The organism is Arthrobacter sp. 05T420 (genome assembly GCF_056396305.1).
Map to the genome: position 1 here is coordinate 15,698 of NZ_JBFTLG010000023.1, position 24,231 is coordinate 39,928.

The following is a 24,231-nucleotide window of genomic DNA, read 5'->3' on the forward strand; positions in this document are numbered from 1 at the left end:
ACGCCACCCGAGAAATATCCCCACGCCGTGTGTCGTTGGTACTCACGGGAGCAGGTCCCGATGCGGACTGGCTCCCCTGCATTAGACAACCTTGAAGGAGCCATACATGCCCGATTTCACCCCGCTCTGGTCAGATGTTCAGATCGGTTCCACCACACTGGCCAATCGAGTCGCCTTGGCGCCCATGACGCGAGTCAGTGCAAGCGAGGAGGGACATGCAACGGAGAGAATGGCCTCCTACTACGAGGCGTTTGCCCGGGGAGGCTTCGGTCTGCTGATCACCGAGGGCATCTACACGGACACGAGCTACAGTCAGGGCTACCTGTTCCAGCCGGGTATCGCCACCGCGGAACAGGCACAGTCCTGGGTCAAGGTGGTGGAGCGCGTCCACGCCGCCGACGCGCGGATATTCGCCCAGCTCATGCATGCCGGGGCACAAGCCCAGGGCAACCGATTCGTGGAGTCGTCGGTGGGTCCGTCGGCCATCGCCCCCAAGGGTGAGCAGCTGGCTTTCTATCGTGGAGAAGGGCCCTTCCCGGTTCCTTCGGAAATCACCGCTGCCCAGATGGACGAGGTCCGGCAAGGGTTCGTCACCGCGGCGCTACACGCCAAGGACGCGGGATTCGACGGCGTCGAGATTCACGGCGCCAACGGCTACCTCCTCGACCAGTTCCTCACCGAGTACCTGAATAAGAGGACCGACAACTATGGCGGTTCCCCCGAAAACAGGGTGCGTTTCGCCGTGGAGATCTGCCAGGCAGTCCGCGAGGCCGTCGGCCCGGACATGACCGTGGGAATCCGTATCTCGCAGGCCAAGGTCAGCGACAACGACCACCGGTGGACCGGAGGCGCGGAGGAAGCAAAGATCATCTTTGCCGCCCTCGGGGCCGCCGGAATCGACTTCATCCACACCACCGAATACAGGGCCGCCGCTCCGGCGTTCGAGGACAGTCCGGAGACTCTGGCAACTCTGGCCAAGCGGCACTCCGGAGTAACCGTAATCGCCAACGGCAACCTCGACGACCCGGAGACGGCCGTGTCCCTGCTTCAGGACGGTGCCGCCGACGTCGTCGCTTTGGGCAAGGCCGCCTTGGCCACCCGGGACTGGCCGCGCCGCGTCCGGAACAACCAGGCCTTCGACGAGCTCGACGGCAGCCTGTTCGCTCCGGTCGCGGACGTCAAGGACTGGGAGCTGGAACTGCCCGCATAACGGTGGAATTGCAGGGACAGGCCAGGCGGAGATCGCCTGGCCTGTCCCCCCGGTCTGGGACCGCCCTGACCTACTAGCATTAGGTTCATGGGTGCCGATGACAGTTCTGCCGTTCGTAGCGGTGGAGTTCCGTCAGCCGGCACCAAGGATGCCGGCGAGCTCATGGCGATGCTGGACCAGGGTATTTCCGCCGCAGAGCTGGAAACCACGCTGTCCGCCTGGCTGGAAGCCGGGGCCATTGACCAGTCCACTGCGGCGGCGGCACGCCGGTTGAACGCCCGGCTGTGGGAGGCGAGCCGCCGTGAGGGCCTGCTGCGCGTCCTGTACGACACGGCCACCGACCTGACCGGCATTCGTGATGTGGAGGCAGTGCTCAAGGCTATCGTCCGGCGTACGCGGTCACTGATCGGCAGCGACGTCGCCTACCTGAGCTTGAACGACTACGACACCGGCGAGTCCTACGTCCGGGTGACCGACGGCGCAACCACCGCTCTCTTCCGCAACATCCGCATGCCCCTCGGCGAAGGCGTGCTCGGCGCCGTCGCGACCGGCGAGGCGCCAGCCCAGAGCGCCGACTACTTGATGGACGAGACCAAATCGCATCTGGAGTCAAGCGACACCGCGGTGGCAGCCGAGGGCGTCCGGGCCATCATGGGTGTCCCCCTTCGCGCAGAAGGGAAAGTCATCGGCGCGCTCCTGGTCGCCGACAGGCATGCGCACCAGTTCAGCAGTGACGACGTCGCCTTGATGGAATCCATTGGTACGCACGCGGCCGTCGCGCTGGAAAACGCCCGCTACTTCAGTGAAATGGCCAAGGCCCTCGCCCGGCTGGACCAGGCACAGCAGCAGAATCTGGCCCACGTACGGGCCCTGGAGGAGCTCTCCAGCCTGGACCGGCGGCTCATGGAAACCCTGGCCTCAACCGGCAGCCTTCCTTATCTGCTCAACCTGCTGGCCGAGTCCCTGGGCACTCGTGTCTTCTTAGTCTCTCCCATGGGCGAGCCGCTGGTGGAGCTCGCAGCGGACGCAGACTTCGGGAGCCTCCCGGCCCTGAGCGCCGCCGAGGAATCTGCGGCCAAAAGGGCGGCCGTGCGCTTTGCAATCAAGGGCAAGTTGTACACCGTCATGTCCGCCGTCGCGGGCGACCAGCACCTCGCAACCCTCATCGTCGCCGAGGAACTCAGCCCGGCCCGGCTCGCGGTCCTGGAACGCAGCGCCCTGGTGCTCAGTGTGTCCCTGCTGCTGGAACGCACCTTCCAGGACGCCCAATACCGGCTGCAGCTCGAACTCATCGATGACCTGCTCAGCCCCCGCGCCGAAAACGCCGCGGCACTTGCCCGCAGGGCCGGGCAGTTCGGACTGGCAAACCACCTCCAGCTCGTGGTGCGCGTGGTGGGGGTCCCCGACGACCAGCGCCAGCGGGCACTCTCCATACTCAGGCACCGGTCCGAGGACGCTCCGGGAATCATCGCCCTGCACGAATCACACGTGTGCATCATCGAACCCGTGGAACGGCACGACAACCGCCCGAACGAAGCAGGCGGCGCCGGCCGGACCGGCCAGTCCATCATCGACGACCTGAAACGACGCCGCATCACCGCCACCGTCGGGACGTCCGAACAAGTCACCGGATTTGCCCGGCTGGCCGCCGCGCACACCGAAGCCCACGCCGTCCTCCGTGCACTGCAGGCCCTCTCGCGGAACGGCGAGGCAGCGGACCGGGCTGCCCTGGGCACCGCCGGAATGCTACTCGGAGCGATGGACAGCCCGTTCGCCGGACAGCTTCTCGCTGCACAGCTGGGACCACTTCTGGGCTACGACGAGCGGCGGGGAACGCAGCTGGTCCTCACGGCGTGGACTTTCCACGAAAACGGCGGCGCCGCCCAGGAAACCGCCGACTCCCTCCACATCCACCCCAACACCCTGCGGCAACGGCTGGACAGGATCGATGCCCTGATCGGTCCCTCCTGGCGCCGGGGAAGCCGTTCCCTCGACGTCCAAGTGGCGCTGCGCCTGTGGCGGATGAAGACAGCCGGCGTCAGCTCCGCCGGTTCCTGACCTAACGCGCCTGCTTGCCACCAGCTCGAAGGGGTATGGCACCGGCACACATGCGCAGGAGCGATATATGGCTCGAAACCACATGGTGAGGGTCACGTAGCTCTGGAATGCTGAGATCTGCGGCACCTTTGGGGAGCCGCCCATCCCATCTCTAGGAGTTATTCACAATGTCGTGTGCGCATGCAGCGGGTATCCGTCCCGCAACTTTCGGCGTCCTCCGCCTGCCGCGGAGCGTCGTCGTCGGCGCCCAGCAGCGCTTCGCCGTCGCCAATATCGCAGCCGAATTCGGGACCAACGTCCTGGTCTGCACCGATCCGCGGCTGGCCGTCTCAGAGGAACTTCAGGCCCTGGTCCGAAGCCTTGAGGACCGGAACCTGACCGTACGGGTCTACGGGGACACCCAGGCCGAGCTTCCGGTGCCGGGGATCATCGCCTGCGTCGAGGAGCTCAACGGCCACGAGATCGACGTCATCATCGGTTTTGGCGGCGGCAGCTGCATGGACATGGCGAAGGTCGTCTCCGTGCTGCTCACCCACGGCGGCAAGCCGAGCGACTACTACGGCGAATTCGCCGTTCCCGGCCCCACCAAGCCGGTCATCGCACTGCCCACCACGGCGGGCACAGGGTCCGAAGCCACCGCAATCGCCGTCGTCTCCGATCCTGATCTGGGCATGAAGATGGGCATCTCCAGCCCCCACATCATCCCGTTCGCCGCGGTGTGCGATCCCGAGCTCACCTACTCCTGCCCGCCGTCCCTGACGGCCGCCACCGGTGCTGATACCTTCGTGCACCTGGTGGAGTCCTTCACAGCCATAACCCGGGAGCCGACCTCCACCCTGGCCTCGGAACGGGTCTTCGTCGGCAAGAACATCCTGACGGACTCAATTGCCTTGAACGGCATCGGGCTGGTGGGCCGCAGCCTGGTCACCGCCTACAAGGACCCGGAAAACACCGAGGCCCGTGGCGGGATGATGCTCGCGGCACTCTACGGCGGTGTGGTCCTCAGCAACGCCGGAACCGCCGCGGCGCACGCCATCCAGTACCCGGTAGGCGCACTTACCCACACCCCTCACGGGGTGGGCGTCGGCCTCCTGCTCCCCTATGTCGTCCGCCACAACTTCCAGGCGATCCAGCCGCAGCTGGCGCAGATCGCAGAGGCCCTGGGGCGCGATATCCGCGGGCTCGACGAGCGCGCCGCCGCCGTCGCAGGCGTCGAGGCAATCGACGAGGTCATCGCGGCCATCGAGCTGCCGCCGACGCTGCAGGCCCTTGGCGTGCAGGAAAGCGATCTCGACCAGATCGCCAAGCTGTCGTTGAACTCCAAGCGGCTCATCGACAACAACCCCGTGCCGCTTGATCTCGACGCCGTCACCTCCATCGTTCACGCCGCCTACGCCGGCGACCGCACGATCCGCTAATCAGCAATAAGGACCACTGATGACTCTCCTTTCAACCTCTGAACCGCTCGACGTCGACGGGCTGGCAGTGCCCCGCCAGCTGCTGATCGCCGGGAACTGGCAGGACGCCAGCAGCGGTGACACCGTCGAGGTGATCAACCCCTCCGACGCTTCCGCCATCACCGGCATCGCCGACGCCGACGTCGAGGACGGCCTCGCCGCCGTCGACGCCGCAGCAGCAGCCCTCCCGGAGTGGGCCGCGACGCCCCCGCGACGTCGCGCCGAAATCCTGAGCCGCTGCTTCGACCTGATGACCGAGCGCAGCGAGCAAATCGCCCACCTCATCTCCCTGGAAAACGGCAAGGCCCTGGCCGACGCCCGCGGTGAAGTGGCGTACGCCGCCGAATTCTTCCGCTGGTATGCCGAAGAAGCGGTCCGGATCATCGGCGAGGTGTCCGTCTCGCCGTCGGGCTCCAACCGGATCTTGGTCCAGCACATGCCGATCGGTGTCTGCGTGCTGATCACCCCCTGGAACTTCCCGGCGGCCATGGCCACTCGGAAGCTGGCGCCGGCGCTGGCCGCCGGCTGCACCGCCGTGCTGAAGCCCGCCACGCTCACACCGCTGACCACCCTGGCGATCGCCCAGCTGATGATCGACGCCGGCGTCCCGGCCGGCGTGGTCAACATCATCACCACGAGCAAGACCAGCGACGTCATGACCCCGATCCTTGCGGACCCCCGGGTCCGCAAGCTGTCCTTCACCGGTTCCACCAGCGTCGGACGCCACCTGCTGCGCCAGGCAGCCGACAACGTGCTCAAGTGCTCGATGGAACTGGGCGGCAACGCTCCGTTCCTGGTCTTCGATGACGCGGACCTCGATTTGGCCCTCGACGGCGCCATGATCGCCAAGATGCGCAACGGCGGCCAGGCCTGCACCGCCGCCAACCGGATCTACGTCCAGCGCGGCATCCACGACGAGTTCGCCCGCCGGCTGGCCGAACGCATGGGCGCCATGCGCGTGGGCCCGGGCACCGACCCCGGCACCGAGGTCGGTCCGCTGGTGGACGAGGCCAGCGTCCGCAAAGTCGACTCGCTGGTCCGCGACGCGGTCAGCCAGGGCGCCAGGCTCCTGGCCGGCGGCAAGGCCATCGACGGCGCCGGGTATTACTACCCGCCCACCGTCGTGACCAACGTGCCGCTGCAGGCCCGCATGGTCAGCGAGGAAATCTTCGGGCCGGTGGCCTCGGTCATCCCCTTCGACACCGAAGAGGAAGTCATCGCCGCCGCCAACGATTCCGAGTACGGTCTCGCAGCCTACGTGTTCACCGAGAACCTTCGCCGCGGGCTCAGGGTCTCCGAACGCGTCGAAAGCGGCATGGTGGCCCTCAACCGGGGACTCGTTTCCGACCCCGCAGCACCGTTCGGCGGAGTCAAGCAGAGCGGCCTCGGCCGCGAAGGCGCCCACCAGGGCCTGCTGGACTTCACCGAAACCAAATACATAGCCCTCGACTGGTAGCCCGCGGCTCCCTTTGTTTCCCTCCGAAAGAAAAGACCAATGACGATCTCTAACACCAAAGCCAAGACGAAGGCGCCCTGGCGTGTTCCGGCTGCCAGCTTCATCGGCACCACCATCGAGTGGTACGACTACTACATCTTCGGTTTGCTCGCCGCCACGGGAGTCTTCAGCCGCCTGTACTTCCCCGAGCAGGATCCGGCCACCGGTCTGCTGATGGCGTTTGTCACCTACGCGGTAGGTTTCGTTGCCCGTCCGTTCGGCGGCATGTTCGCCGGCCACTTCGGGGACAAGATCGGCCGCAAGCCCATGCTGGTGCTCTCCCTGCTCATCATGGGCATCGCCACCCTGGCCATGGGTCTGCTTCCCACCTACACGCAGATCGGAGTCTGGGCTCCCATCCTGCTGACGGTGCTGCGCCTGCTGCAGGGCTTCGGCGCCGGAGCGGAATGGGCCGGCGCGGCCGTCATCTCGATCGAACACGCCCCTGCCGGACGCAGCGGATTCTTCGGAAGCTTCACCCAGATGGGCGTCCCGGCAGGCATGCTGCTGGCCAACTCCAGCGTCCTGGCCGTCAAGGCCGCCGTACCGGCGGAGGTCTTCGAGGCCTGGGCCTGGCGCCTTCCGTTCCTGCTCAGCGTGATCCTGATCGTCACCGGCATGATCGTCCGCACCAAGCTTGAAGACTCCAACGACTTCAAGGAACTCGTGGCGACCAACCAGACCTCGAAGAAGCCGCTGGGCGAGGCCATGAAGAAGGAAACCAAGGGAATCTGGCTCGTTGTCGGCATGCGCCTGGCAGAGAACTCCGCGTTCTACCTGTACTCGACGTTCTCGGTGGTCTACATCATGAAGACGTTTGGAGCCGAGCGCGCCAACCAGGGCACGATGTCCGTTCTGATTGCCTCGGGCATCGGCGTCATTGCCGTCCCGCTGTGGGCGATCCTCTCGGACAAGATCGGACGCAAGCCGCTGTACCTGTTCGGTTCCATTGGCGGACTCCTGTTCTTCCCGCTCTACTTCGTCATGACGGACACCGGCAGCGCGCTGCTGGCAACGCTCGCCATCATCATCGGGCTCGCCGTCTTCCACAACTCGATGTACGGCCCGCAGGCGGCCTTCTTCGCCGAACTGTTCTCCACCAAGCTGCGCTACAGCGGCGCGTCCATGGGTTACCAGTTCGGCTCGGTCCTGGCAGGCGGCATCGCGCCCCTTGTCGCCGTGGCGCTCCTCACCGCCGGCAACGGCAAGCCGGGCTGGGTGATCCTGTACTTCAGCATCATCGGCGTCATCACCGTCGTCGCAACCTTGCTCGCACCCGAAACGCTCGAAAAGCTGGACCGGCGGATTACCGCCGCCCAGGAGCTGGACGAGAAAAACGCAGCGATTGCACAGGAGCGCGTCAGCGCTAACTGACACTCCCTGAAATAGGGCGGGCGCCGTCCGGGTCGAAGGTAGACCTGGACGGCGCCCGTCTTGCTGCGCCTGATCCGCCCGCAATTGTGCGTTGCCGGAAAGTGCCGCCCCAAACAACACAACGCGGGGTCACTTAGCGCCCATAAATGCCCTCGGAATGGGCCGTAGGTGACCCCGCGTTGCTGCTAGGCGAGCGTCCCTAAGCCTGCAGCACCGGGCTCGGCGACATCTCGGCGGCCTGGCGCAGGGCCTCGATCATGCTGCGCACGTCCACGATGCCCTTGCCGGCGATGTCGAAGGCCGTGCCGTGGTCCACGGAGGTGCGGATCACCGGCAGGCCCACGGTGATATTGACGCCGGCCTCGATGCCGAGGACCTTCACGGGGCCGTGGCCCTGGTCGTGGTACATCGCCACGATCAGGTCGAAGTCGCCGCGGCCGGCCAGGAAGAACGCGGTGTCGGCCGGGAGCGGGCCGCGGGCGTCGATGCCGTCGGCCTGCAGCTTTTCGATGGCCGGGGTGATCTTTTCCGCTTCTTCGCCGTAGCCGAACAGGCCGTTCTCCCCCGCGTGCGGGTTGATGGCACAGACGCCGATCTTGGGGTGGGCGATGCCGGCGCGCTGCATGGCGCTGTAACCGCGCCGGACGGTGCGTTCCACCAGGCCGGGCTCGATTTTGTTGATCGCGTCGATCAGGCCGATGTGCGTGGTGACGTGGATGACCTTGACCTTGGGGGTGGAGAGCATCATGGACACTTCCTCAATCCCCATGAAGTGCGCCAGCAGCTCCGTGTGGCCCGGGTAGACGTGCCCGGCCTTGTGCAGCGCGGCCTTGTTCAGCGGCGCGGTGCAGATCCCCTGCACCTCCCCCTTCATCCCGAGCTCGCAGGCGATCCGGATGTAGTGGTAGGCGGCGTTGCCGGCCTCGGCGGATTCCACGCCCCAGGGCAGGTCGCGCGAGAGCAGCTTCGGATCAATCACGTTGATGCGGCCCGGTTCGAAGACGGCCTCGGCCACATCCTGGATCTCCACTATGTCGGCCTGGACGCCCAGCGCCTTCGCACCCAGTTCCAGCCGGTACACGTCCCCGATGACGATGGGCCGGCAGTCCCGGTAGGCGTTTTCGGCCAGCAGCGCGCCCACCGTCACTTCGGGGCCGACACCCGCGCCGTCGCCCATGGTGACGGCGATGACGGGGCGGGTGTCCTGTGCTGTTGCCGTCAAATCGGTGGCATTCAACTCGGCTGCTTTCAAGACTGAATTCATGGTTTCTCCAGATTTTGCGGAAGGGTCGAGTGGTTCTTGGCGTGCAGTGCCGGCCGGTTCAGAGGACCGGCGGCTTTGGATTGAGTGGTAGAGCTGCAGCAGGGCCCGGTCATCGCCGAAGCTGCCGGGCTTGGTGCCCACCAGCCTGCCGTCGTCGGCGAGACTGACCACCGCGCCGTGCTGTTCGGCGCCGAGCGGCTCCAGCGCCCGGATGCCGAGGCGCTCCAGCACCTCGCGGGCCGTCTCGCCGCCGGTCAGGATGAGATCGGGAACAACGACGGCGACGGTTGGGCTCTGCGGTTGCGTGTCCAGGACGCTGGAAACGAAGCGCCCCAGGTTGCTGACGATCTCGCCAGCTTCGCGGGGATCCACGCGGTCCGCCGTGACCGTCAGGGCCACCGGCTCCCCGGCGGCCAGGGCCCTGCAGACGCTTTGCAGGTTCGGGGCCGTCCCGGACTGACGAAGTTCTTCCGGGCTCAGCCCGAACAGCGTAAAACCCCCGGCCTGCAGCTCCCGCAGTTGCCTGCGTGCGGCCCCGGACGCAGAGCCGACGACGGCGAGCACCGGCCGGGCAGCACGGCTGCCGGTGGTGGGGTCTGTGGTACTTGCGGCCCCTGCCACCTGCGCGATTCGCGCAGGTGGCAGGGTTTCTGTGTTCGCCCCAGAGCGCGACCCGGGTCGTAGAGTCTCCGCGAGCACGGCAGCGATGCCGCCAGTACCCACCAGGACGATTCTGCGACCGCCGGCGGCATAGTCCACCTGCGCCAGGGCTTCGACCACGGCTTCCAGGTCGGCCTCGGTCTCGCCGTCGGCCACCACGGTCACGGCGTCGTCGCCGGAGAACAACTGCACGAGCCGCTCGGCCAGATTCGGCGAGCGCACGGCGGCGAGATCCAGCGCGGCAACGGAACTTTGCGCCAGGACCTCTTCTATGCGGGACGGTGGCGCAGCTGCCTCAGCCACCCAAAGGCCGGTTTCGGCCAGCGGAACGCCGTCAGCGTAGGGACGTCCGTCCACTACGGTGCGCCGCAGCTGCGGGAGGGCTCCGGCAATCAGCACGTGGTAGCCGAGGTCCGCCAGGGCCGCCACTTCGGCGCCCACGTTCCCACGCCACAGCGAATCGCTCTTCTTGAACAGCACGGGTGTCCGCGCCGCGTCCTGGGCTGCAAAGACCCTGGCCACGGCGGTTGCAGCCTCCTCCGCAGAGGATGACCTCGAGTGCGTGTCAACAACAATCACGTCGGAAGTCGCGGAAGATGGTTCGAGCAGGATCCGCGTGTCGAATCCCTGCCGGGCAAAACACTCCCCTACTTCAGCGGCGCCGGAAAAGTCATCGGCCTGTATGAGCACTGTTGCCATATCCCCTCCTCCCTTGGATCGAACTGGTCATTGAGCTGGTGAAGTAACTGCCACTTGAACTGAATTGCGGGCCAGCAAAGGAGCTGGCAATGAAGCTGGTGATCGAGCTCTTCATCAAGCTGTCGATGTCCTCATCATGACACAACTGCGCGAATCGCGCTAGAACTGTTGCGCGAATCGCGCAAACGTGGCAAGGTGATCCATGTAACACGGCGCAGGCCATCCGGTCCCCAGCCGTCCCCCGTTCTACCGAGAGGTCAACGATGACCGTTCTTCCTCAAGGAAGTGAGATTTCCCGGCGCCGCCTGCTGCAATTCGGCGCATTCGCCGGACTTCTCCTGGGCACAGGCAGCGTCGCCGGATGCGCCGGCCCCACCGGCCTGCCGGGCCCCAGCACCCTGACCCTGGCGCTCAACCGGTCCCTGGTCAGTCTGGACAACAAACTCAACCAGTTCGACGCCGCCGTCACGGTCCAGCGCGCCGTACGCCAGGGTCTCACAGCAATCGGCCCCGAAACCAAGCCCGTCCTGGTCCTGGCCGAAAGCTTCAAAATGACCTCGCCCACGGTATGGACCGTCCGGCTCCGCGAGGGCGTCAAGTACTCTGACGGCACGCCGCTGAAGATCGAGGACGTCGCCACGGCCCTGAAGATGTACCAGCAGGTCCAGGGCTCCTTCGTTGCCGGCTTCTTCCCCGAGTTCCCCACCGTGGTGCCGGTTGATGACCGCACGTTCCGGATGGAATCCAAGAAGCCCATCCCCATCCTGGATTCGCTGATGAGCATGATCCTGATCAGCCCCGCAGCCAAGAACAAGCCCGAAGAACTGCAGGACGGCGTGGGCACGGGCCCGTACGTCGTGACCAAGTTCAACCGCGGCGCCGGCACTTACAGCCTCCGCCGCAATGAGAACTACTGGGGACCCGCACCGGCGGTGGACACCGTCGAGGTCCGGTTCCTGCCGGAGGAATCCAGCCGCGTCATTGCGCTGCGCAGCGGCGAGGTGGATGTCATCGACTCCATCACGCCCGACTCGCGCGAACAGCTGGCCGGACTTCCCGGCGTCGTACTTAAAGAGGCCTCCAGCCTCCGGCTGAACCAGATCTTCTACAACTTCCGTAAACCGGCCGGGCACCCGCTGGCCGACGCCCGGGTCCGCGAGGCCCTCAGCTGGGCCATCAACGGCGAAGCCCTGGTCAAGGACGTGCTGGTGAACTCCGTCAGCCAGGCCGAGGGCGTCACCCCGTCCAGCCTGACCGGCTTCGCCAAGACCGGCACCTACACCTACGATCCCGAGAAGGCCAAGGCAACCCTGAAGAGCCTGGGCGTCAACGACCTCAGCCTGAAGATCATCTGGGAAACCGGCGAATTCGCGTCCGACACCTCCGTCATGGAGGCCCTGGTAGAGATGTTCGGCAACATCGGAGTCAAGGCCCAGCTCCAGCAGTTCGAGGCCGGTGGCAACATCTCGGCCTGGCGCCAAGGCAAGGAAGGCGACTGGGACCTCCTGGGCAACGGTTTCAGCAGCCCCACCGGCCTGGCCATCACCATGATGCAGGGTATGTACGCCGGCACCGCGGAGAAGGAAAAGACCCGCGACACCTACCAGGGGTACGTGGTGCCCGAGGTGCAGGCCAAGATCCAGGCCGCCGCTACCGAGGTGGACCCCGTGCGCCGGCAGCAGCTGCTCGCAGTGGCCCAGAAGGCCATCTGGGAGACCTGGCCCTGTGCCTGGGCGTTCGTGCCCAAGTCCGTATTGGCCCACCGGGAGCGCGTGGGCGGTCTCTCGCTGGCGCCCACCAACTCCTACCCGCTTGCTGACGTCCGGCTGGAGGCCTAGACCATGACGACTTACATCCTCAAGAGGCTCGGACAGGGCCTACTGACCGTGTTCCTCACTGTCTCCACCGTGTTCGTCCTGATCCGGATGGCCCCGGGCGACCCAGCCGTGGCCTACGCCGGACCGCTGGCCACCACCGAGCAGCTCGCCAAGGTCCGGGAGCAGTTCGGCCTGGACCTGCCCCTGATCGAGCAGTACTGGATCTTCCTGCAGCAGCTGTTCACCGGCAACCTCGGCATGTCCTACTCCTTCCAGGCCCCGGCCATGCAGGTGGTCTTGGAACGGATGCCGTACACGCTGACCCTGGCCACGGCCTCGATCCTGCTCACCGCAGTAGTCGCCATCCCGCTGGGCGTCTGGATGTCCCGCCGCCCGGACACCAAGAAGGAATTCGGCGTCAACGTCCTGACCATCGCCGGGCAGTCCATGCCGGACTTCTGGACCGGCATCATGCTGCTCACGGTCTTCGCCGTCATCATCCCGATCTTCCCGGCCTCCGGTTTCGCCACCTGGGGCGGCCTGGTCCTGCCGACGGTCACCATCGCCATCCTGCAGATCGCCCTGATCTCGCGGATGGTCCGGCGCGAAATGACTACGAACTTCGCCGCACCCTACCTGACCGTGGCCCGCTCCCGCGGCGTCCGGAACTCCTTCCTGACCTGGCGCTACGCCATGGGCAACTCGGCCATCCCGGTCTTCACGGCCTTGGGCACCCGCTTCGCGGCCATGCTCAACGGCGTGGTGGTAGTGGAAGTGGTCTTCGCGTGGCCCGGCGTCGGCTCCCTGATCGTCCGCGCACTCGAAACCCGCGACTACCCGCTGATCCAGGCCACCGTGCTCCTCACGGCGCTCCTCGCGGTTGCCGTCCAGCTGGTCATCGACCTCGCCTACCCCCTGCTTGATCCCCGCGTTCGTCTTGGAAAGGCGGCCACAGCATGAGCCTCAGCGATACCGCAGCTCCTTCCGCAGAAGTCCCCTCAAGCCTCCCCGCCGAGCCGGCCACGAGGAAGCCCTCCCCCAGCGCCGTCACCAAGCAGCTGATCGCCAAGGCCGGCGCCACCCGCCGCCGGATCGCGGCCAAGGTGAAGATCCGCGTCGGCATCGTCTGCACCCTGCTCGTGGCCGTTCCAATCCTGCTGGCCGGGCTCCTGCCGCTGCCCGACCCCAACCACCAGGACCTTGCACAGCGGCTGCTTCACCCGCTGACGGAAGGACACCTGTTCGGCACCGACCAACTGGGCCGCGACCTACTCTCCCGCGTCCTGCACGGCGGCCAGGTGTCACTCACCATCGGCGTCCTCGCCGTGGTGGTCTCCGGCGTCCTCGGCGTCATCGCCGGCGCGGCCGCCGGGTACTTCGGCGGCAAGCTGGACACCGTGGTCTCCCGCCTGATCGAGGCGCAGATGTCCCTGCCGCTGCTGATGATGCTGCTGCTGGTGGTGGCGCTCTTCGGCCCGTCCATTCCGGTCATCACGTTCGTGATCGCCATTGCCCAATGGCCCGAGGTGGCTCGGCTGACCCGGTCCATGGTGCTGGTGGAGCGCGAGAAGCCCTACGTCTCCGCCGCCCGGATCCTGGGCCTGCACCGCGTGCAGATCCTGATCCAGCACATCATCCCCAACGTCATCAAGCAGGCCACGCTGGTGGTCCTGCTCCTCCTGGCCCAGGCAGTGCTGCTGGAAAGCGCGCTCAGCTTCCTCGGCGCCGGCCCACAGCGTCCGTTCGCCACGTGGGGGCGCATCATCTCCGACGGCCAGGACTACATCACCACCGCCTGGTGGCTGGTGACGCTTCCCGGCCTGGTGATCGTGCTCATGGTGGTGGGCGTGAACCTGCTGGGCGACGGCCTCCGCGACCGTCCCCGCCGCAAGAAGAAGGGTGCCTGAGATGAACCTGCATGCGAAAACCGCCGAACAGCCGCTGCTGGAAGTCCGCGACTTCCAGGTGGAACTGATCACCGACGCCGGCATTGTCCGCGCCGTGGATTCCGTCAGCTTCACCATCCACCGGGGAGAGACGGTCACCATCATCGGTGAGTCCGGTTCCGGAAAATCGACGACGGCGATGGGCCTCCTCCGGCTCCTGCCGGAGGACCTCGCCGTGATCTCCGGATCGGTCCGGATCGACGGCGTGGACGTGATCGCCGACTCCAAGGCGATCAACAAGGTCCGGGGCAAGACGCTCGCGCTGATTCCGCAGGACCCCATGACGGCGCTGAGCCCGGTGCACTCGATCGGCAACCAGCTCTTTGAAGCCATCCGGATCGCCGGCGCGGCCTCGACCAAGGAGAAGGGCGCCGTCCATGCCCGCGCCGTCCGGCTGCTGGAACAAGTGCACATCCCCACCCCGGAGGCGCAGCTGAAGAAATACCCGCACCAGCTCTCCGGCGGCATGCTCCAGCGCGTCCTGATCGCCATCGCCCTGGCCAGCGAGCCGCAGCTGCTGGTGGCCGATGAGCCCACGTCCGCGCTGGACGTCACCGTGCAGGCCGGCATCCTGGACCTGCTGCTCGAACTGCAGGAACAGCGCGGCATCGGCATCCTGATGATCACGCACGACCTCGGGGTGGCCCGGCTGATCTCGGACCGGATCCACGTCATGAAGGACGGCGCGTTCGTCGAGTCCGGCGAGGTCCAGCAGATCGTGGACAACCCCGCCACCGAGTACACCCGCAAGCTGCTCGCCGCCATCCCCGTCCTGGGCGCGTGGGACGAATCGCCGGCGGCCAGCACCCCCCTGACCATGACCGGAGCCAGCCATGAATAAGCCGTTCCTTTCCGTCGAAAACCTCGTGGTGGATTACCACGTCTCCGGCGGAACCTTCCGGGCCGTGGACGATGTCTCCTTCTCGGTGGAGAAAGGCAAGACGATCGCCGTCGTCGGGGAATCCGGTTGCGGAAAGTCCACCATCGCCAAGGCGCTGATGCGCCTGGTCACGCCGACCAGCGGGCGGATCGAGCTGGACGGAACGGATCTAGCGGCGCTTAGCGAGGCCAAGCTCCGGCCCCTGCGCTCCAAATTCCAGATGGTCTTCCAGGACCCCTACGGTTCCCTGGACCCGCACCTCACGGCGCAGGAAATAGTGGCCGAGCCGCTGAAGCTCCAGGGTGTCCGGTCGCGGAGAGAGCGGCACAAGGCGGCGGCCAGCCTGATCGACCAGGTGGGCCTGCCTGTAGCATCCCTGGACAAGCATCCGTCAGAGTTCTCCGGCGGGCAGCGGCAGCGGATCGGGATTGCCCGGGCGCTGGCGTCCAAGCCGGAACTGCTGGTCTGCGACGAGGCCACCAGTGCGCTGGACGTTTCGGTGCAGGCCCAGGTGCTCCGGTTGCTCAAATCCATCCAGGACGAAACCGGCATCACCTACGTCTTCATTTCACACAACCTCGGCGTGGTGCAGGAGATCAGCGATACCGTGATGGTCATGCAGCGCGGAAAGCTTGTGGAGCACGGAACGACGGCGCAGGTGCTGACCGCGCCGCAGGAGGACTACACCCGCCGGCTCCGCCGGGCAGCCCTCGACCCGTCCACCATGACCGGCCTGAAGCCGCGGCACCTGGTCTCATCGCTGGCGCTGAAGACCAGCGCCTGAGCCCGCTGGCCACCCGTCAACGCAACCTGCCAACTCAAAACATGAGGATCAACCAATGAGCATCCAGACCGAAGGCACGCCAGTGGACGGCCTCAAGCTACCGATCTCCAGGCTCGTCCTGGGCACCATGACGTTCGGCGACACCGCCGATGAGGCCACCGCGGGACGGATGGTGGACGAGGCGCTCGCCGCCGGCATCACCACCATCGATACCGCCAACGCCTACGTCGGCGGAGCGACCGAGGAGATGCTGTCCCGCCTCCTCAAGGACCGCCGGGCCGACGTCGTCCTCGCCTCAAAGGCGGGCATGCCGCACCCGGACCACGGCCAGCACGCCCCGCTGTCCAAGGAGGGGCTGCGCAACAGCGTGGAGGGCAGCCTGCGCCGGCTCGGCACGGACAGCATCGACCTGTTCTACCTGCACCAGCCGGACCGGGCCACCCCGCTGCAGGAAACCCTGGGCACCGTGGCCGAGCTCGCCGCCGAAGGCAAAATCGGCGCCCTGGGCGTGTCCAACTTCGCCGCCTGGCAGATCGCCGACGTCATCCACGTGGCACGCGAAATGGGCGCTCCGCGGCCGGTGGTCGCGCAGCAGCTCTACAACCTGGTGGCCCGCCGGGTGGAGGAGGAATACCTCGAATTCGCCGCCACCCACCAGGTCCACACCATGGTCTACAACCCGCTGGGCGGAGGCCTGCTGACGGGCAAGCACAGCTTCGACGCCAAGCCGACCGAGGGACGCTACGGCGACTCCAAGCTGGCCGCCATGTACACCCAGCGGTACTGGGACAAGCAGCTGTTCGAGGCCGTCAACGAACTCTCCCTCATTGCGCAGGAACTTGGCATCAGCCTGGCCGAGCTGTCCCTGCGCTGGCTCGCCTACCGCGACGGCGTCGGCTCCATGCTGCTGGGCGGATCGAAGGTGGAGCAGCTGCAGGCGAACATCGCCGCCGTGGCCAAGGGTCCGCTGCCCGCAGCCGTTTCGGAGGCGTGCGACGCCGTCGGCGCCGGCCTCCGCGGCCCCATGCCCGCCTACAACCGCTGACATACGCAACCACTCCCCCGACTGAATTCCCCGACTGAAGGCAGAAGAGACAACATGACATCGGAACTCGCCACCGAATTCGCCCGCAAGATCCGCGCCCGCGAGCAGGCCGTCGGCTACTGGGCCGTCCTGGACGCACCGGTCGCCACCGAGCGCATCGGCCGGCTCGGCTATGACTACGTGGCGCTTGACGCGCAGCACGGGCTGCTGGGCTACTCGGGCGTGCTGAACGGGCTCATGGCAATCGACGCCGGGCACACCGCCGTCGGGATGGTGCGGGTGGAGGGCAACGACTTCACCGCGATCGGCAAGGCGCTCGACGCCGGCGCCGTCGGCGTGATCGTCCCGCTGGTCAACTCCGCGGCAGACGCCGCCGCGGCCGTCGCCGCGGCCAAGTACCCGCCGCTGGGCGGCCGGTCCTACGGCCCCATGCGCTCGGCCCTGCGGATCGGCCCGGTTCCCGCCGACGCCAACGCCGCAACCCTGGTCTTCGCCATGATTGAGACCCCGGAAGGATTGGCCAACGTCAAGGAAATCTGCGCGACGCCGGGACTGGACGGCATCTACGTGGGCCCCTCGGACCTCGCCATCGCCGTGGGCGCTGCCTACCCCGGCGACCCCGCCGTCGAAACCGAGTTCAACGCCGCACTGGAGACCATCGCCGAGGCAGCCGCCTCTGCCGGCGTCGCCGCGGGCATCCACACCCCGGCCGGTGACGTCGCCGCGCTCCGGCTGCGGCAGGGCTACACGTTCACCACCATCGCCTCCGACCTGACCCACCTGGAGCAGGTTGCCAAGGCCCACCTGGCAGCCGCGACGGCAAAGGACTGAGCCGTGACTTCTTCAACTGATGCGACTTCAACAAATGCGACCCGCACTCAGGCTCCCGGCGCGCAAACTCCCAGCGCCGCCGCTGGCTACACCACCATCACGCCAGACGGCGAGGTGAAGGAAGCCGGCGACAGCCTCTACGCGTACCTGCCGGCGCCCACCGTGCAAAGCCACGCCGCGAACCTGCTGACGCTGCCGGACGGCCGGCTCGGCTGCGTGTGGTTCGGCGGCACCCAGGAAGGTGTACCGGACATCTCCATCTGGTTCTCCACCCTGGAGCCCGGCAGCCGCCAGTGGTCGGCCGCCGAGCAGCTCTCGGACGACTCCGCCCGCTCAGAACAGAACCCCATCCTGTTCGCCGCCCCGGATCACCGGCTGTGGCTGCTGTACACCGCGCAGAAGGCCGGCAACCAGGACACCGCCGAGGTCCGCCGCCGCATCTCCCCGGACAGCGGCCGGACCTGGGGCCCGGTGGAGACCCTGTTCCCCGCCAACGCCACCGGGGGCGTGTTCGTCCGCCAGCTGCCCGTGGTGCTGCCGTCTGGCCGGCTGATCATCCCGATCTTCCGCTGCATCACCACCCCCGGCGAGAAATGGGTGGGCAACAGCGACGACAGCGCGGTCATGATTTCCGACGACGCCGGAGCCAACTGGACTGAGCATGTCCTGCCGGGCAGCCTGGGCTGCGTCCACATGAACATCCAGCCCGTGGCCGACGGGTCCCTGCTGGCCCTGTTCCGCAGCCGCTGGGCCGACTCGATCTACGAATCCCGGTCCACCGACGGCGGCACCACCTGGAGCGAACCCGTTCCCACCGAGCTGCCGAACAATAACTCCTCCATCCAGTTCGTTGCCCTGGCCGACGGCCGGCTGGCCCTGGTCTACAACCACAGCCGCGCCGAGGCCTCCACCGAGCGGCGGCTTTCGCTCTACGACGAGATCGACGACGACGGCCTGGCCGAGGAACAGGGGCAGATCGCCGAGCCGGTGGTCACCGCGGGATCCCCGGCCCGTTCGTTTGCCGGCGACGGCGGTGAAAAGAAGGCCTTCTGGGGCACGCCGCGGTCCCCGATGACGCTGGCGATCTCCGAGGACTCCGGCCGCAGCTGGCCCATCCGGCGGAACCTGGACGTGGGCGACGGCTACTGCCTGTCCAACAACTCCCGCGACGGCCTGAACCGCGAATACTCCTACCCGTCCATCCACCAGGGCCCGGACGGCGCCCTGAACATCGCCTACACCTACTTCCGGCAGGCCATCAAGTACGTCCGCGTCGACCTTCAGTGGGCCTCCGAAGGAACCAGCACCCCGGGCGGCGACCTCCAGTGAGCAGCACACCGCACGCCGTCGTCACCGGCTGCAGCTCGGGCATCGGCAAAGCCATTGCCGCCCGGCTGCTGGCCGACGGCTGGCAGGTGACCGGGCTCAGCCGGAGCGAACCCGCGCTCGGGCCGGGCTTCCAGTGGCGGCAGGCGGATCTCTCGGACCCGGCGTCCCTGGCCGCCGGCGTCCAGGACCTGCCTCAAGTGAATGCCTTGGTCCACGCCGCCGGCTTCCAGCGGACCGCCGTCCTGGGCGAGCTGGATCCCGAGGCGCTGGCCGGGATGTTCACCGTCCATGTGGCGGCCGCGAGCACCCTGGCCAACGCGCTGGTTCCGCGGATGCCCGACGGCGGCCGGGTGCTCCTGGTGGGCAGCCGGACCTCCACCGGCTCCCCCGGCAAGAGCCAGTACGCGGCCACCAAGGCTGCGCTGCTTGGCCTGGGCCGGACCTGGGCGCAGGAACTGGCACCCCGCGGCATCACAGTGAACGTCCTGTCCCCCGGGCCCACGGACACGCCGATGCTCGAGGACCCGGGCCGGTCCGCCACGCCGCCGAAACTGCCCGCGCTGGGCCAACTCGTGGACCTGGAGGACGTGGCGGCACTCGCCGGTTTCCTGCTGGGGAACCACGGGAAGTCCATCACGGGACAGAACTATGTGATCTGCGGCGGCGCGTCCCTATGAGCGGATGCACATTGAAGAGATGCGCGCCGGGTCGGAATAGCATGAGGTCAGCAATGTACCGCTCGGTACATCTACGGATGCGTCAGCAGCCGGTGAAGGAGAGCCAACGATGACTACCGCCAAAGCCAGGCGCGAAGAGATCTACCACCTCGCCGTGACCACGGGCCTGGCGTCCGTGGAAGATTTGTCGCGCCATTTTGCCGTGACCGCCTCCACGATCCGGCGGGACCTTGCCCAGTTGAACGAGCAGGGAAAACTCGCCAGGACCTACGGCGGCGCCGTGGCGCTCGGCGCGCACCCTGAGCCGTCCCTGCGGCAGCGGACCGGCGAGGCGTTCGAACAAAAGCAGGCCATCGCCGCCTGGGCGGCTGCCGAAGTCAGGGAGGGTGAAAACATCCTGCTCGACGGCGGCTCGAGCGTCGGGGCCATGGCGCATGCCCTCCGGGACAGGGAAAACCTCTCCGTCACCACCCCGGGCATCAACACGCTCCAGGAACTCGCCGACTCGCCCGGCATCCAGGTGGACTGCCTGGGCGGCCGACTCCGCGGACTCAGCCAGACCTTCGTGGGTCCCATCGCCGAGGCAGCCCTGGAGCGGATGAGTTTCGATCGCGTATTCCTGGGTGCCGACGCTGTCACGGTGGACGCCGGCCTCTGCGAGGCCGACCAGGCCCAGACCCGCCTCAAGGAACTGATGGCACGCCGCGGCAACACCGTCTACGTCCTGGCGGATTCCACCAAGCTCGGCAAACGCCCGTTCCATGCCTGGGTGCGGCTGCCTGCCCCCTGGATCCTGGTCACGGACAACCGCGCGGACCCGGATCAGATTGAGCTCTTCCGGCAATCTGGGGTGACGGTCCAGGTCGTTGACGTGGCGCCGGCGCAGGCTGCCTGACCTAACGCCAGACGTAACAACGCCGTCGTCGAACGGCTGTCCGCGTTCCCGAGGGGAACGTGGACAGCCATTGTTGCTGCGCGCGTCGGCTTGGTTCCGCGCGTCGGGCCCTGTTTGTTCGTCGCCTGGTTCAGGCAACCGCCACGGCGCCAATCTGCTTCATGAGGCTCAGGTTGTCCGTGGTGCCCCAATGCTCGGCCACTTTGCCTCCCTCGACACGGATGATGTCAGTGCAGTCGAACTCGACGCTCTTGCCCGTTGGCGGGATGCCGGCCAGTTCCCCACGATGCGTACCCGTGAGAACCACGTGGCACGCCTCCAGGTTTCCGGCGGCCACCTTGGGCATGATCTCCTTGACCTTGATGTCCGGGAAAGCCGACCGCATCGTCTTCACGAAGTACTTAACCCCGTCCTTGCCGGGCGGTTGCCCGGGGAGGGCCTCCTCGTGGTCGACATAGCTGTCCGCGGCCAGCTCATCAATGAGGTCGAGGTTTCCACTCTCAATGACATCCTTGTAAAACCGCTCAATCAATCCAACATCTCCAGACATTTCCGACTCCTAGTAGACGAGACCGAAATTGGATCCCCCCGGCCTAGTGCCCCGGCCGCACGCGCAGACCACCCCGGAGGAACTCTCCGTTTTTGGTCCCGCAGGTAGGTTTTGAACCCGCGGGCAGGAATCAGCGGTCCGCGCAGAACGCCGAGCAATAGTGTGAAAAAACGAGTGAGGAACGGGCGAAACGCCTCGTTAAGGCAGAAGATATTCCGGGGTTTCGAGGGTGTCAAGATGCGTGCATCAGCGCCCGCTCGAGCCCCCGGCGTCGCCGTCCCCGGAGAGCAACGCGGGGCACCGAAGAGCAACGCGGGGTCACTTAGCGCCCATCCCAGCGGCCCGGATGGGCCGTAAGTGACCCCGCGTTGCGGTGGTTCCTTAGGCGTTGAAGGACTGGGGAGACCAGGTGGCCGGGTTGATCCGGCCCTGGTAGACGGGCAGTTCGATCGCGTCCTCGCCGTCGCGGAACTGAGACCAGGGTCGGTTGAGATTTTCGGTGCCGTGGGTCCTGACGTGCTCGACGGCGGCAAGGTCCAGTTCCGCCGTGAGCAGCACCGGGGCGTCGTCGTCGGCCTCGGCCAGGGTGTTGCCCTCGGGGTCGACAATGATGCTCAGGCCCTTGCCGGTGGGACCCGCGCAGTTGACGCTGACCACGAAGACCTGGTTGACGATCGCGTTGGCCTTGGAGAGTACCAGTTCCTGGCGGCGGTCCGGGGTGGTGGTTTTGACGACGTTGAGGATGACCTCGGCACCCATCCAGGCGAGCTGGCGTGAGACCTCAGGGAACCATGCGTCGTAGCAGATGTTCAGGCCCAACCGGCCAATACCGGGGAGGTCCACGGTGGTGAACCGGCCGCCGGGGTCGTAGGGCTCGAACGGACGCCACGGGAAAACCTTCCGGTAATAACCGGCCAGCTCGCCCTCCGGGGACAGGACCAGCTGGGTGTTGAACAACTGGCCTTCCGGGCCGCGCTCGCAGACGCTACCCGGCACCAGCCAGATCCCCAGGTCCGCGGCAAGCTGCCGGAGCTCCTTGACCCGTGGACCGTCCAGCGGCTCGGCAGAGTTCTGCAGCACCTCCGTGCGCTGCTGGTCCGGGCTTTCGTCGCCGAAGAGGTGGAGCTCCGGAAAGACCACCAGCTTGCTGTGCGGCTGGGCGGCGAGGGCGGCTTTGACCTCGTCCGCGAACGCCGAGACTGGTTCGCCGATGAGCCGGGGGCTGGCCTGGGATGCGATGAGGGGAAGGATGCGTTGCATGGTGTTCTCCACGTTGGGGATGGGATCTACACTAAATTAGATCAGAATGATCTAATTATGGGAAGAGGCGAGATTGGGCCGTAAAGTAGCGGATATGAGCCGTCAGTTGGAGGACACCGCCGAGCCTTCGCCCATCGGCGCCGGCAGGTTGGCCGGTATCGACCGGCGCAGCGCCATCGACGCCGTTCGGCTGCGGATCGGCATGGCGATTTCGCTGGGGCTGCTCAAACCGGGCGAGCGCCTGCCCGACCAGGAAGACGTGGCCCTGGGCCTGTCAGTCAGCCCGATTACTGCCCGCCGCGCACTGGCGAGCCTGGCGGAACTGGGCGTGGTGGTCCGCCGCCGCGGCCGGGGCGGCGGAACGTTCGTCGCCGATGAACCCCCGCGCAGCGTCTTGGCGGAACTCGCGGCGTCCCCCGCCGAGTGCCGGGCCGTGAACCGCCTGGTGGACCGGAGGCTGCTCTTCGAATGCGCCGTGACCCACTACGCGGCAGTCAACGCCACGGCCGAACAGTTGGACGACCTGGACCGGCTGACCAAGGACATGGCAGAGTCCACGGACTGGTCCGACTACCACCAGGCGGACGAGCAGTTCCATCAGCTGGTGGGCTCGGCCTCGGGGCTGGGCACCGCCGTCGAGGCGTACTACGAGACCCTGGCGGAGCTCTATGCCTACTTCATTCCCTACCCGATCGAGCTGCTGCATAAATCAAACTGCGACCACGTCGCATTGGTGGCGGCACTGCGTGCCGGCGATGTCCAAGAGGCCGTGGAGGTCTCCCGCAAGCACGTGAACATCCTGCACCAGACCATGTTCATGGGCCTGCCGGACGGCGGGGGCTCCCCTACGCCCGAGTAATCAGGCAGGCTTGGCGCATCAGGCGCTGTGGTAGACCTTCAGCGCCGCGCCGTATCCCAACGGCAATCCGCGCCCGTGAAGCCAGGACATCAGTACCTCGATTACTGCGGCGAGGCTGAGAATCTGGTTAGCCTTGGGCTCCTCGTGGGGCAGGTTTCCGGAGTCGTCGGCCGCCGCCCCCCTACCAATGCGCCAATTGTGCGTGGTATCTCCGTCGATCTGGGCGACCTCCACCAGATATCCCGAGCCGGTATTGGCAGCCTGCGCGTACCGTCCGGATGGTTGCTCATCCAGGTCCTTCGTCTGCACAGTGAACCAGTCATCCTCCGCGGTGATGCTTTGAGCGATGGCGACGAGTTGATCCGCGGATTCCACGTCATGCCAGCCTGTGTAGCTCCCGTCCAGCTCGGCCTGCCATTCGAGGGATTCCTCAGGTTGAACGCCAAGCATCAATTCGAGCTGTGTGTCTGGCAAAGCAAGAGTTTCGAGCATCCATCGCCCTTTCGTGTGGGTCGTGTACAGGACCATGGTGTGCCATAGCAGTGACATTTTCGGGTCCACGCGAGGAATGTCACAGCCCCTTGGTAGCTTGTGAATGCCGGCGAAGGCCTAACTTGGCCGGTCGACAGAAAGGGTCTCCATGGAAACCCAAGAAATGACTTCCGAAATAGCCGCCGCGCAGGCGATTGCGACGATCGCCCACCGGTACCAGACGGACAAGATTGGCGTCGCTTACATCGAGCATCCGCGCCGCGTCGCTGCCAGGCTCACGAAAATGAATGCGGCCCCGTCGCACATCGCTGCGGCCTGGCTGCATGACGTGATTGAGGATTGCGGCGTGACTGCCTCAGACCTGATCGCCGCGGGCATCAGCCGGGAAGTCGTGGACGCCGTCGTCCTGCTCACGCGGACCGAATCAAACAAGGGCGACGGGTACTACCTCGAAATCCGCAAGAACCCACTTGCACTGGCAGTGAAACGGGCGGACATCGCGGACAACACGGATCCGGAGCGGACCGCGCTCTTATCTGCAGAAAAGCGGGAACGGCTCGCCGCCAAATACGCACATGCCTTGACGATCCTCGAACCCAAATAGGCGAAGTAGCGGCCGGCGTCCCAGAAATAATCGTGGCCGGCCCTT

The 24,231-nt window shown here is 66.5% G+C and carries 21 protein-coding genes; 17 read left to right on the plus strand and 4 right to left on the minus strand.

The features are described 5' to 3' along the window. Positions 1–106: 106 nt before the first annotated feature. The 5 genes from AC1DEM_RS19505 to AC1DEM_RS19525 all read left to right on the plus strand — a co-directional run bounded on the left by AC1DEM_RS19505 (position 107) and on the right by AC1DEM_RS19525 (position 7,594). Entirely contained in the window at positions 107–1,210 is a 1,104-nt protein-coding gene (locus AC1DEM_RS19505) for an oxidoreductase (protein WP_476885936.1), read from the plus strand. Between the two features lie 87 nt (positions 1,211–1,297). Beyond that, a complete protein-coding gene (locus AC1DEM_RS19510) occupies positions 1,298–3,268 on the plus strand; it encodes a helix-turn-helix domain-containing protein (RefSeq protein WP_476885937.1) in 1,971 nt (656 codons plus the stop codon). A 167-nt stretch (positions 3,269–3,435) separates the two neighbouring features. Further along, positions 3,436–4,686 carry an iron-containing alcohol dehydrogenase gene (locus AC1DEM_RS19515; protein WP_476885938.1) on the plus strand — a complete coding sequence of 417 codons (1,251 nt, stop codon included), beginning with the start codon at positions 3,436–3,438 and terminating at the stop codon, positions 4,684–4,686. Between the two features lie 19 nt (positions 4,687–4,705). Continuing rightward, a complete protein-coding gene (locus AC1DEM_RS19520) occupies positions 4,706–6,181 on the plus strand; it encodes an NAD-dependent succinate-semialdehyde dehydrogenase (RefSeq protein WP_476885939.1) in 1,476 nt (491 codons plus the stop codon). A gap of 39 nt (positions 6,182–6,220) precedes the next feature. Next, positions 6,221–7,594, plus strand: a complete 1,374-nt coding sequence (locus AC1DEM_RS19525) for an MFS transporter (RefSeq protein WP_476885940.1) — start codon at positions 6,221–6,223, stop codon at positions 7,592–7,594. Positions 7,595–7,793: 199 nt separating this feature from the next. Here the strand turns inward: AC1DEM_RS19525 and pdxA are convergent, their stop codons facing one another. Further along, complete coding sequence (gene pdxA / locus AC1DEM_RS19530) at positions 7,794–10,217, minus strand: 4-hydroxythreonine-4-phosphate dehydrogenase PdxA (RefSeq protein ID WP_476885941.1); 2,424 nt, start codon at positions 10,215–10,217, stop codon at positions 7,794–7,796. 263 nt (positions 10,218–10,480) lie between these two features. Between pdxA and AC1DEM_RS19535 the strand changes: the two genes are divergently transcribed. The 10 genes from AC1DEM_RS19535 (at position 10,481) to AC1DEM_RS19580 (ending at position 20,421) form a co-directional block, all read left to right on the plus strand. After that, positions 10,481–12,055, plus strand: coding sequence for an ABC transporter substrate-binding protein (locus AC1DEM_RS19535; RefSeq protein WP_476885942.1), 1,575 nt, complete (start codon positions 10,481–10,483; stop codon positions 12,053–12,055). A 3-nt stretch (positions 12,056–12,058) separates the two neighbouring features. Further along, positions 12,059–12,994 (plus strand): ABC transporter permease, encoded by a 936-nt coding sequence (locus tag AC1DEM_RS19540; RefSeq protein ID WP_476885943.1) that lies wholly within the window; start codon positions 12,059–12,061, stop codon positions 12,992–12,994. After that, positions 12,991–13,941, plus strand: a complete 951-nt coding sequence (locus tag AC1DEM_RS19545; RefSeq protein WP_476885944.1) for an ABC transporter permease — start codon at positions 12,991–12,993, stop codon at positions 13,939–13,941. The genes AC1DEM_RS19540 and AC1DEM_RS19545 overlap by 4 nt, the downstream gene beginning before the upstream one ends. A gap of 1 nt (position 13,942) precedes the next feature. Then, complete coding sequence (locus AC1DEM_RS19550) at positions 13,943–14,821, plus strand: ABC transporter ATP-binding protein (RefSeq protein ID WP_476885945.1); 879 nt, start codon at positions 13,943–13,945, stop codon at positions 14,819–14,821. Then, the gene (locus AC1DEM_RS19555; RefSeq protein ID WP_476885946.1) at positions 14,814–15,644 is read left to right on the plus strand and encodes an ATP-binding cassette domain-containing protein; all 831 of its coding nucleotides are present in this window, start codon (positions 14,814–14,816) and stop codon (positions 15,642–15,644) included. The genes AC1DEM_RS19550 and AC1DEM_RS19555 overlap by 8 nt, the downstream gene beginning before the upstream one ends. A 55-nt stretch (positions 15,645–15,699) precedes the next feature. Continuing rightward, complete coding sequence (locus AC1DEM_RS19560; protein WP_476885947.1) at positions 15,700–16,689, plus strand: aldo/keto reductase; 990 nt, start codon at positions 15,700–15,702, stop codon at positions 16,687–16,689. Between the two features lie 54 nt (positions 16,690–16,743). After that, positions 16,744–17,520, plus strand: coding sequence for an HpcH/HpaI aldolase family protein (locus tag AC1DEM_RS19565; RefSeq protein WP_476885948.1), 777 nt, complete (start codon positions 16,744–16,746; stop codon positions 17,518–17,520). Between the two features lie 96 nt (positions 17,521–17,616). Further along, complete coding sequence (locus AC1DEM_RS19570; RefSeq protein ID WP_476885991.1) at positions 17,617–18,849, plus strand: sialidase family protein; 1,233 nt, start codon at positions 17,617–17,619, stop codon at positions 18,847–18,849. Next, positions 18,846–19,526, plus strand: coding sequence for an SDR family NAD(P)-dependent oxidoreductase (locus AC1DEM_RS19575; protein ID WP_476885949.1), 681 nt, complete (start codon positions 18,846–18,848; stop codon positions 19,524–19,526). Before AC1DEM_RS19570 ends, AC1DEM_RS19575 begins: the two co-directional genes overlap by 4 nt. A gap of 109 nt (positions 19,527–19,635) precedes the next feature. Beyond that, positions 19,636–20,421, plus strand: coding sequence for a DeoR/GlpR family DNA-binding transcription regulator (locus tag AC1DEM_RS19580; RefSeq protein ID WP_476885950.1), 786 nt, complete (start codon positions 19,636–19,638; stop codon positions 20,419–20,421). Between the two features lie 130 nt (positions 20,422–20,551). Here the strand turns inward: AC1DEM_RS19580 and AC1DEM_RS19585 are convergent, their stop codons facing one another. Next, positions 20,552–20,971: an ester cyclase gene (locus tag AC1DEM_RS19585; RefSeq protein ID WP_476885951.1), complete on the minus strand. Its 420-nt coding sequence runs from the start codon at positions 20,969–20,971 to the stop codon at positions 20,552–20,554. A 381-nt stretch (positions 20,972–21,352) separates the two neighbouring features. After that, positions 21,353–22,243 (minus strand): carbon-nitrogen hydrolase family protein, encoded by an 891-nt coding sequence (locus AC1DEM_RS19590; RefSeq protein WP_476885952.1) that lies wholly within the window; start codon positions 22,241–22,243, stop codon positions 21,353–21,355. Positions 22,244–22,325: 82 nt separating this feature from the next. Here AC1DEM_RS19590 and AC1DEM_RS19595 point away from each other — a divergent pair, with 82 nt between their 5' ends. Further along, on the plus strand, positions 22,326–23,090 hold the full coding sequence (locus AC1DEM_RS19595) for a FadR/GntR family transcriptional regulator (protein ID WP_476885953.1): 765 nt from the start codon (positions 22,326–22,328) through the stop codon (positions 23,088–23,090). Between the two features lie 18 nt (positions 23,091–23,108). On the opposite strand, the gene AC1DEM_RS19600 is transcribed toward AC1DEM_RS19595, so the two are convergent. After that, a complete protein-coding gene (locus AC1DEM_RS19600) occupies positions 23,109–23,582 on the minus strand; it encodes a hypothetical protein (protein WP_476885954.1) in 474 nt (157 codons plus the stop codon). Between the two features lie 163 nt (positions 23,583–23,745). Between AC1DEM_RS19600 and AC1DEM_RS19605 the strand changes: the two genes are divergently transcribed. Further along, complete coding sequence (locus AC1DEM_RS19605) at positions 23,746–24,186, plus strand: HD domain-containing protein (RefSeq protein WP_476885955.1); 441 nt, start codon at positions 23,746–23,748, stop codon at positions 24,184–24,186. The last annotated feature ends 45 nt before the right edge of the window (positions 24,187–24,231 follow it).

Coding starts and splice junctions, on each gene's coding strand:
- AC1DEM_RS19505 (WP_476885936.1), top strand. CDS start 107: ATGCCCGATTTCACCCCGCTCTGGTCAGATGTTCAGATCGGTTCCACC.
- AC1DEM_RS19510 (WP_476885937.1), top strand. CDS start 1,298: ATGGGTGCCGATGACAGTTCTGCCGTTCGTAGCGGTGGAGTTCCGTCA.
- AC1DEM_RS19515 (WP_476885938.1), top strand. CDS start 3,436: ATGTCGTGTGCGCATGCAGCGGGTATCCGTCCCGCAACTTTCGGCGTC.
- AC1DEM_RS19520 (WP_476885939.1), top strand. CDS start 4,706: ATGACTCTCCTTTCAACCTCTGAACCGCTCGACGTCGACGGGCTGGCA.
- AC1DEM_RS19525 (WP_476885940.1), top strand. CDS start 6,221: ATGACGATCTCTAACACCAAAGCCAAGACGAAGGCGCCCTGGCGTGTT.
- pdxA (WP_476885941.1), bottom strand. CDS start 10,217: ATGGCAACAGTGCTCATACAGGCCGATGACTTTTCCGGCGCCGCTGAA.
- AC1DEM_RS19535 (WP_476885942.1), top strand. CDS start 10,481: ATGACCGTTCTTCCTCAAGGAAGTGAGATTTCCCGGCGCCGCCTGCTG.
- AC1DEM_RS19540 (WP_476885943.1), top strand. CDS start 12,059: ATGACGACTTACATCCTCAAGAGGCTCGGACAGGGCCTACTGACCGTG.
- AC1DEM_RS19545 (WP_476885944.1), top strand. CDS start 12,991: ATGAGCCTCAGCGATACCGCAGCTCCTTCCGCAGAAGTCCCCTCAAGC.
- AC1DEM_RS19550 (WP_476885945.1), top strand. CDS start 13,943: ATGAACCTGCATGCGAAAACCGCCGAACAGCCGCTGCTGGAAGTCCGC.
- AC1DEM_RS19555 (WP_476885946.1), top strand. CDS start 14,814: ATGAATAAGCCGTTCCTTTCCGTCGAAAACCTCGTGGTGGATTACCAC.
- AC1DEM_RS19560 (WP_476885947.1), top strand. CDS start 15,700: ATGAGCATCCAGACCGAAGGCACGCCAGTGGACGGCCTCAAGCTACCG.
- AC1DEM_RS19565 (WP_476885948.1), top strand. CDS start 16,744: ATGACATCGGAACTCGCCACCGAATTCGCCCGCAAGATCCGCGCCCGC.
- AC1DEM_RS19580 (WP_476885950.1), top strand. CDS start 19,636: ATGACTACCGCCAAAGCCAGGCGCGAAGAGATCTACCACCTCGCCGTG.
- AC1DEM_RS19585 (WP_476885951.1), bottom strand. CDS start 20,971: ATGTCTGGAGATGTTGGATTGATTGAGCGGTTTTACAAGGATGTCATT.
- AC1DEM_RS19595 (WP_476885953.1), top strand. CDS start 22,326: ATGAGCCGTCAGTTGGAGGACACCGCCGAGCCTTCGCCCATCGGCGCC.
- AC1DEM_RS19600 (WP_476885954.1), bottom strand. CDS start 23,582: ATGCTCGAAACTCTTGCTTTGCCAGACACACAGCTCGAATTGATGCTT.
- AC1DEM_RS19605 (WP_476885955.1), top strand. CDS start 23,746: ATGACTTCCGAAATAGCCGCCGCGCAGGCGATTGCGACGATCGCCCAC.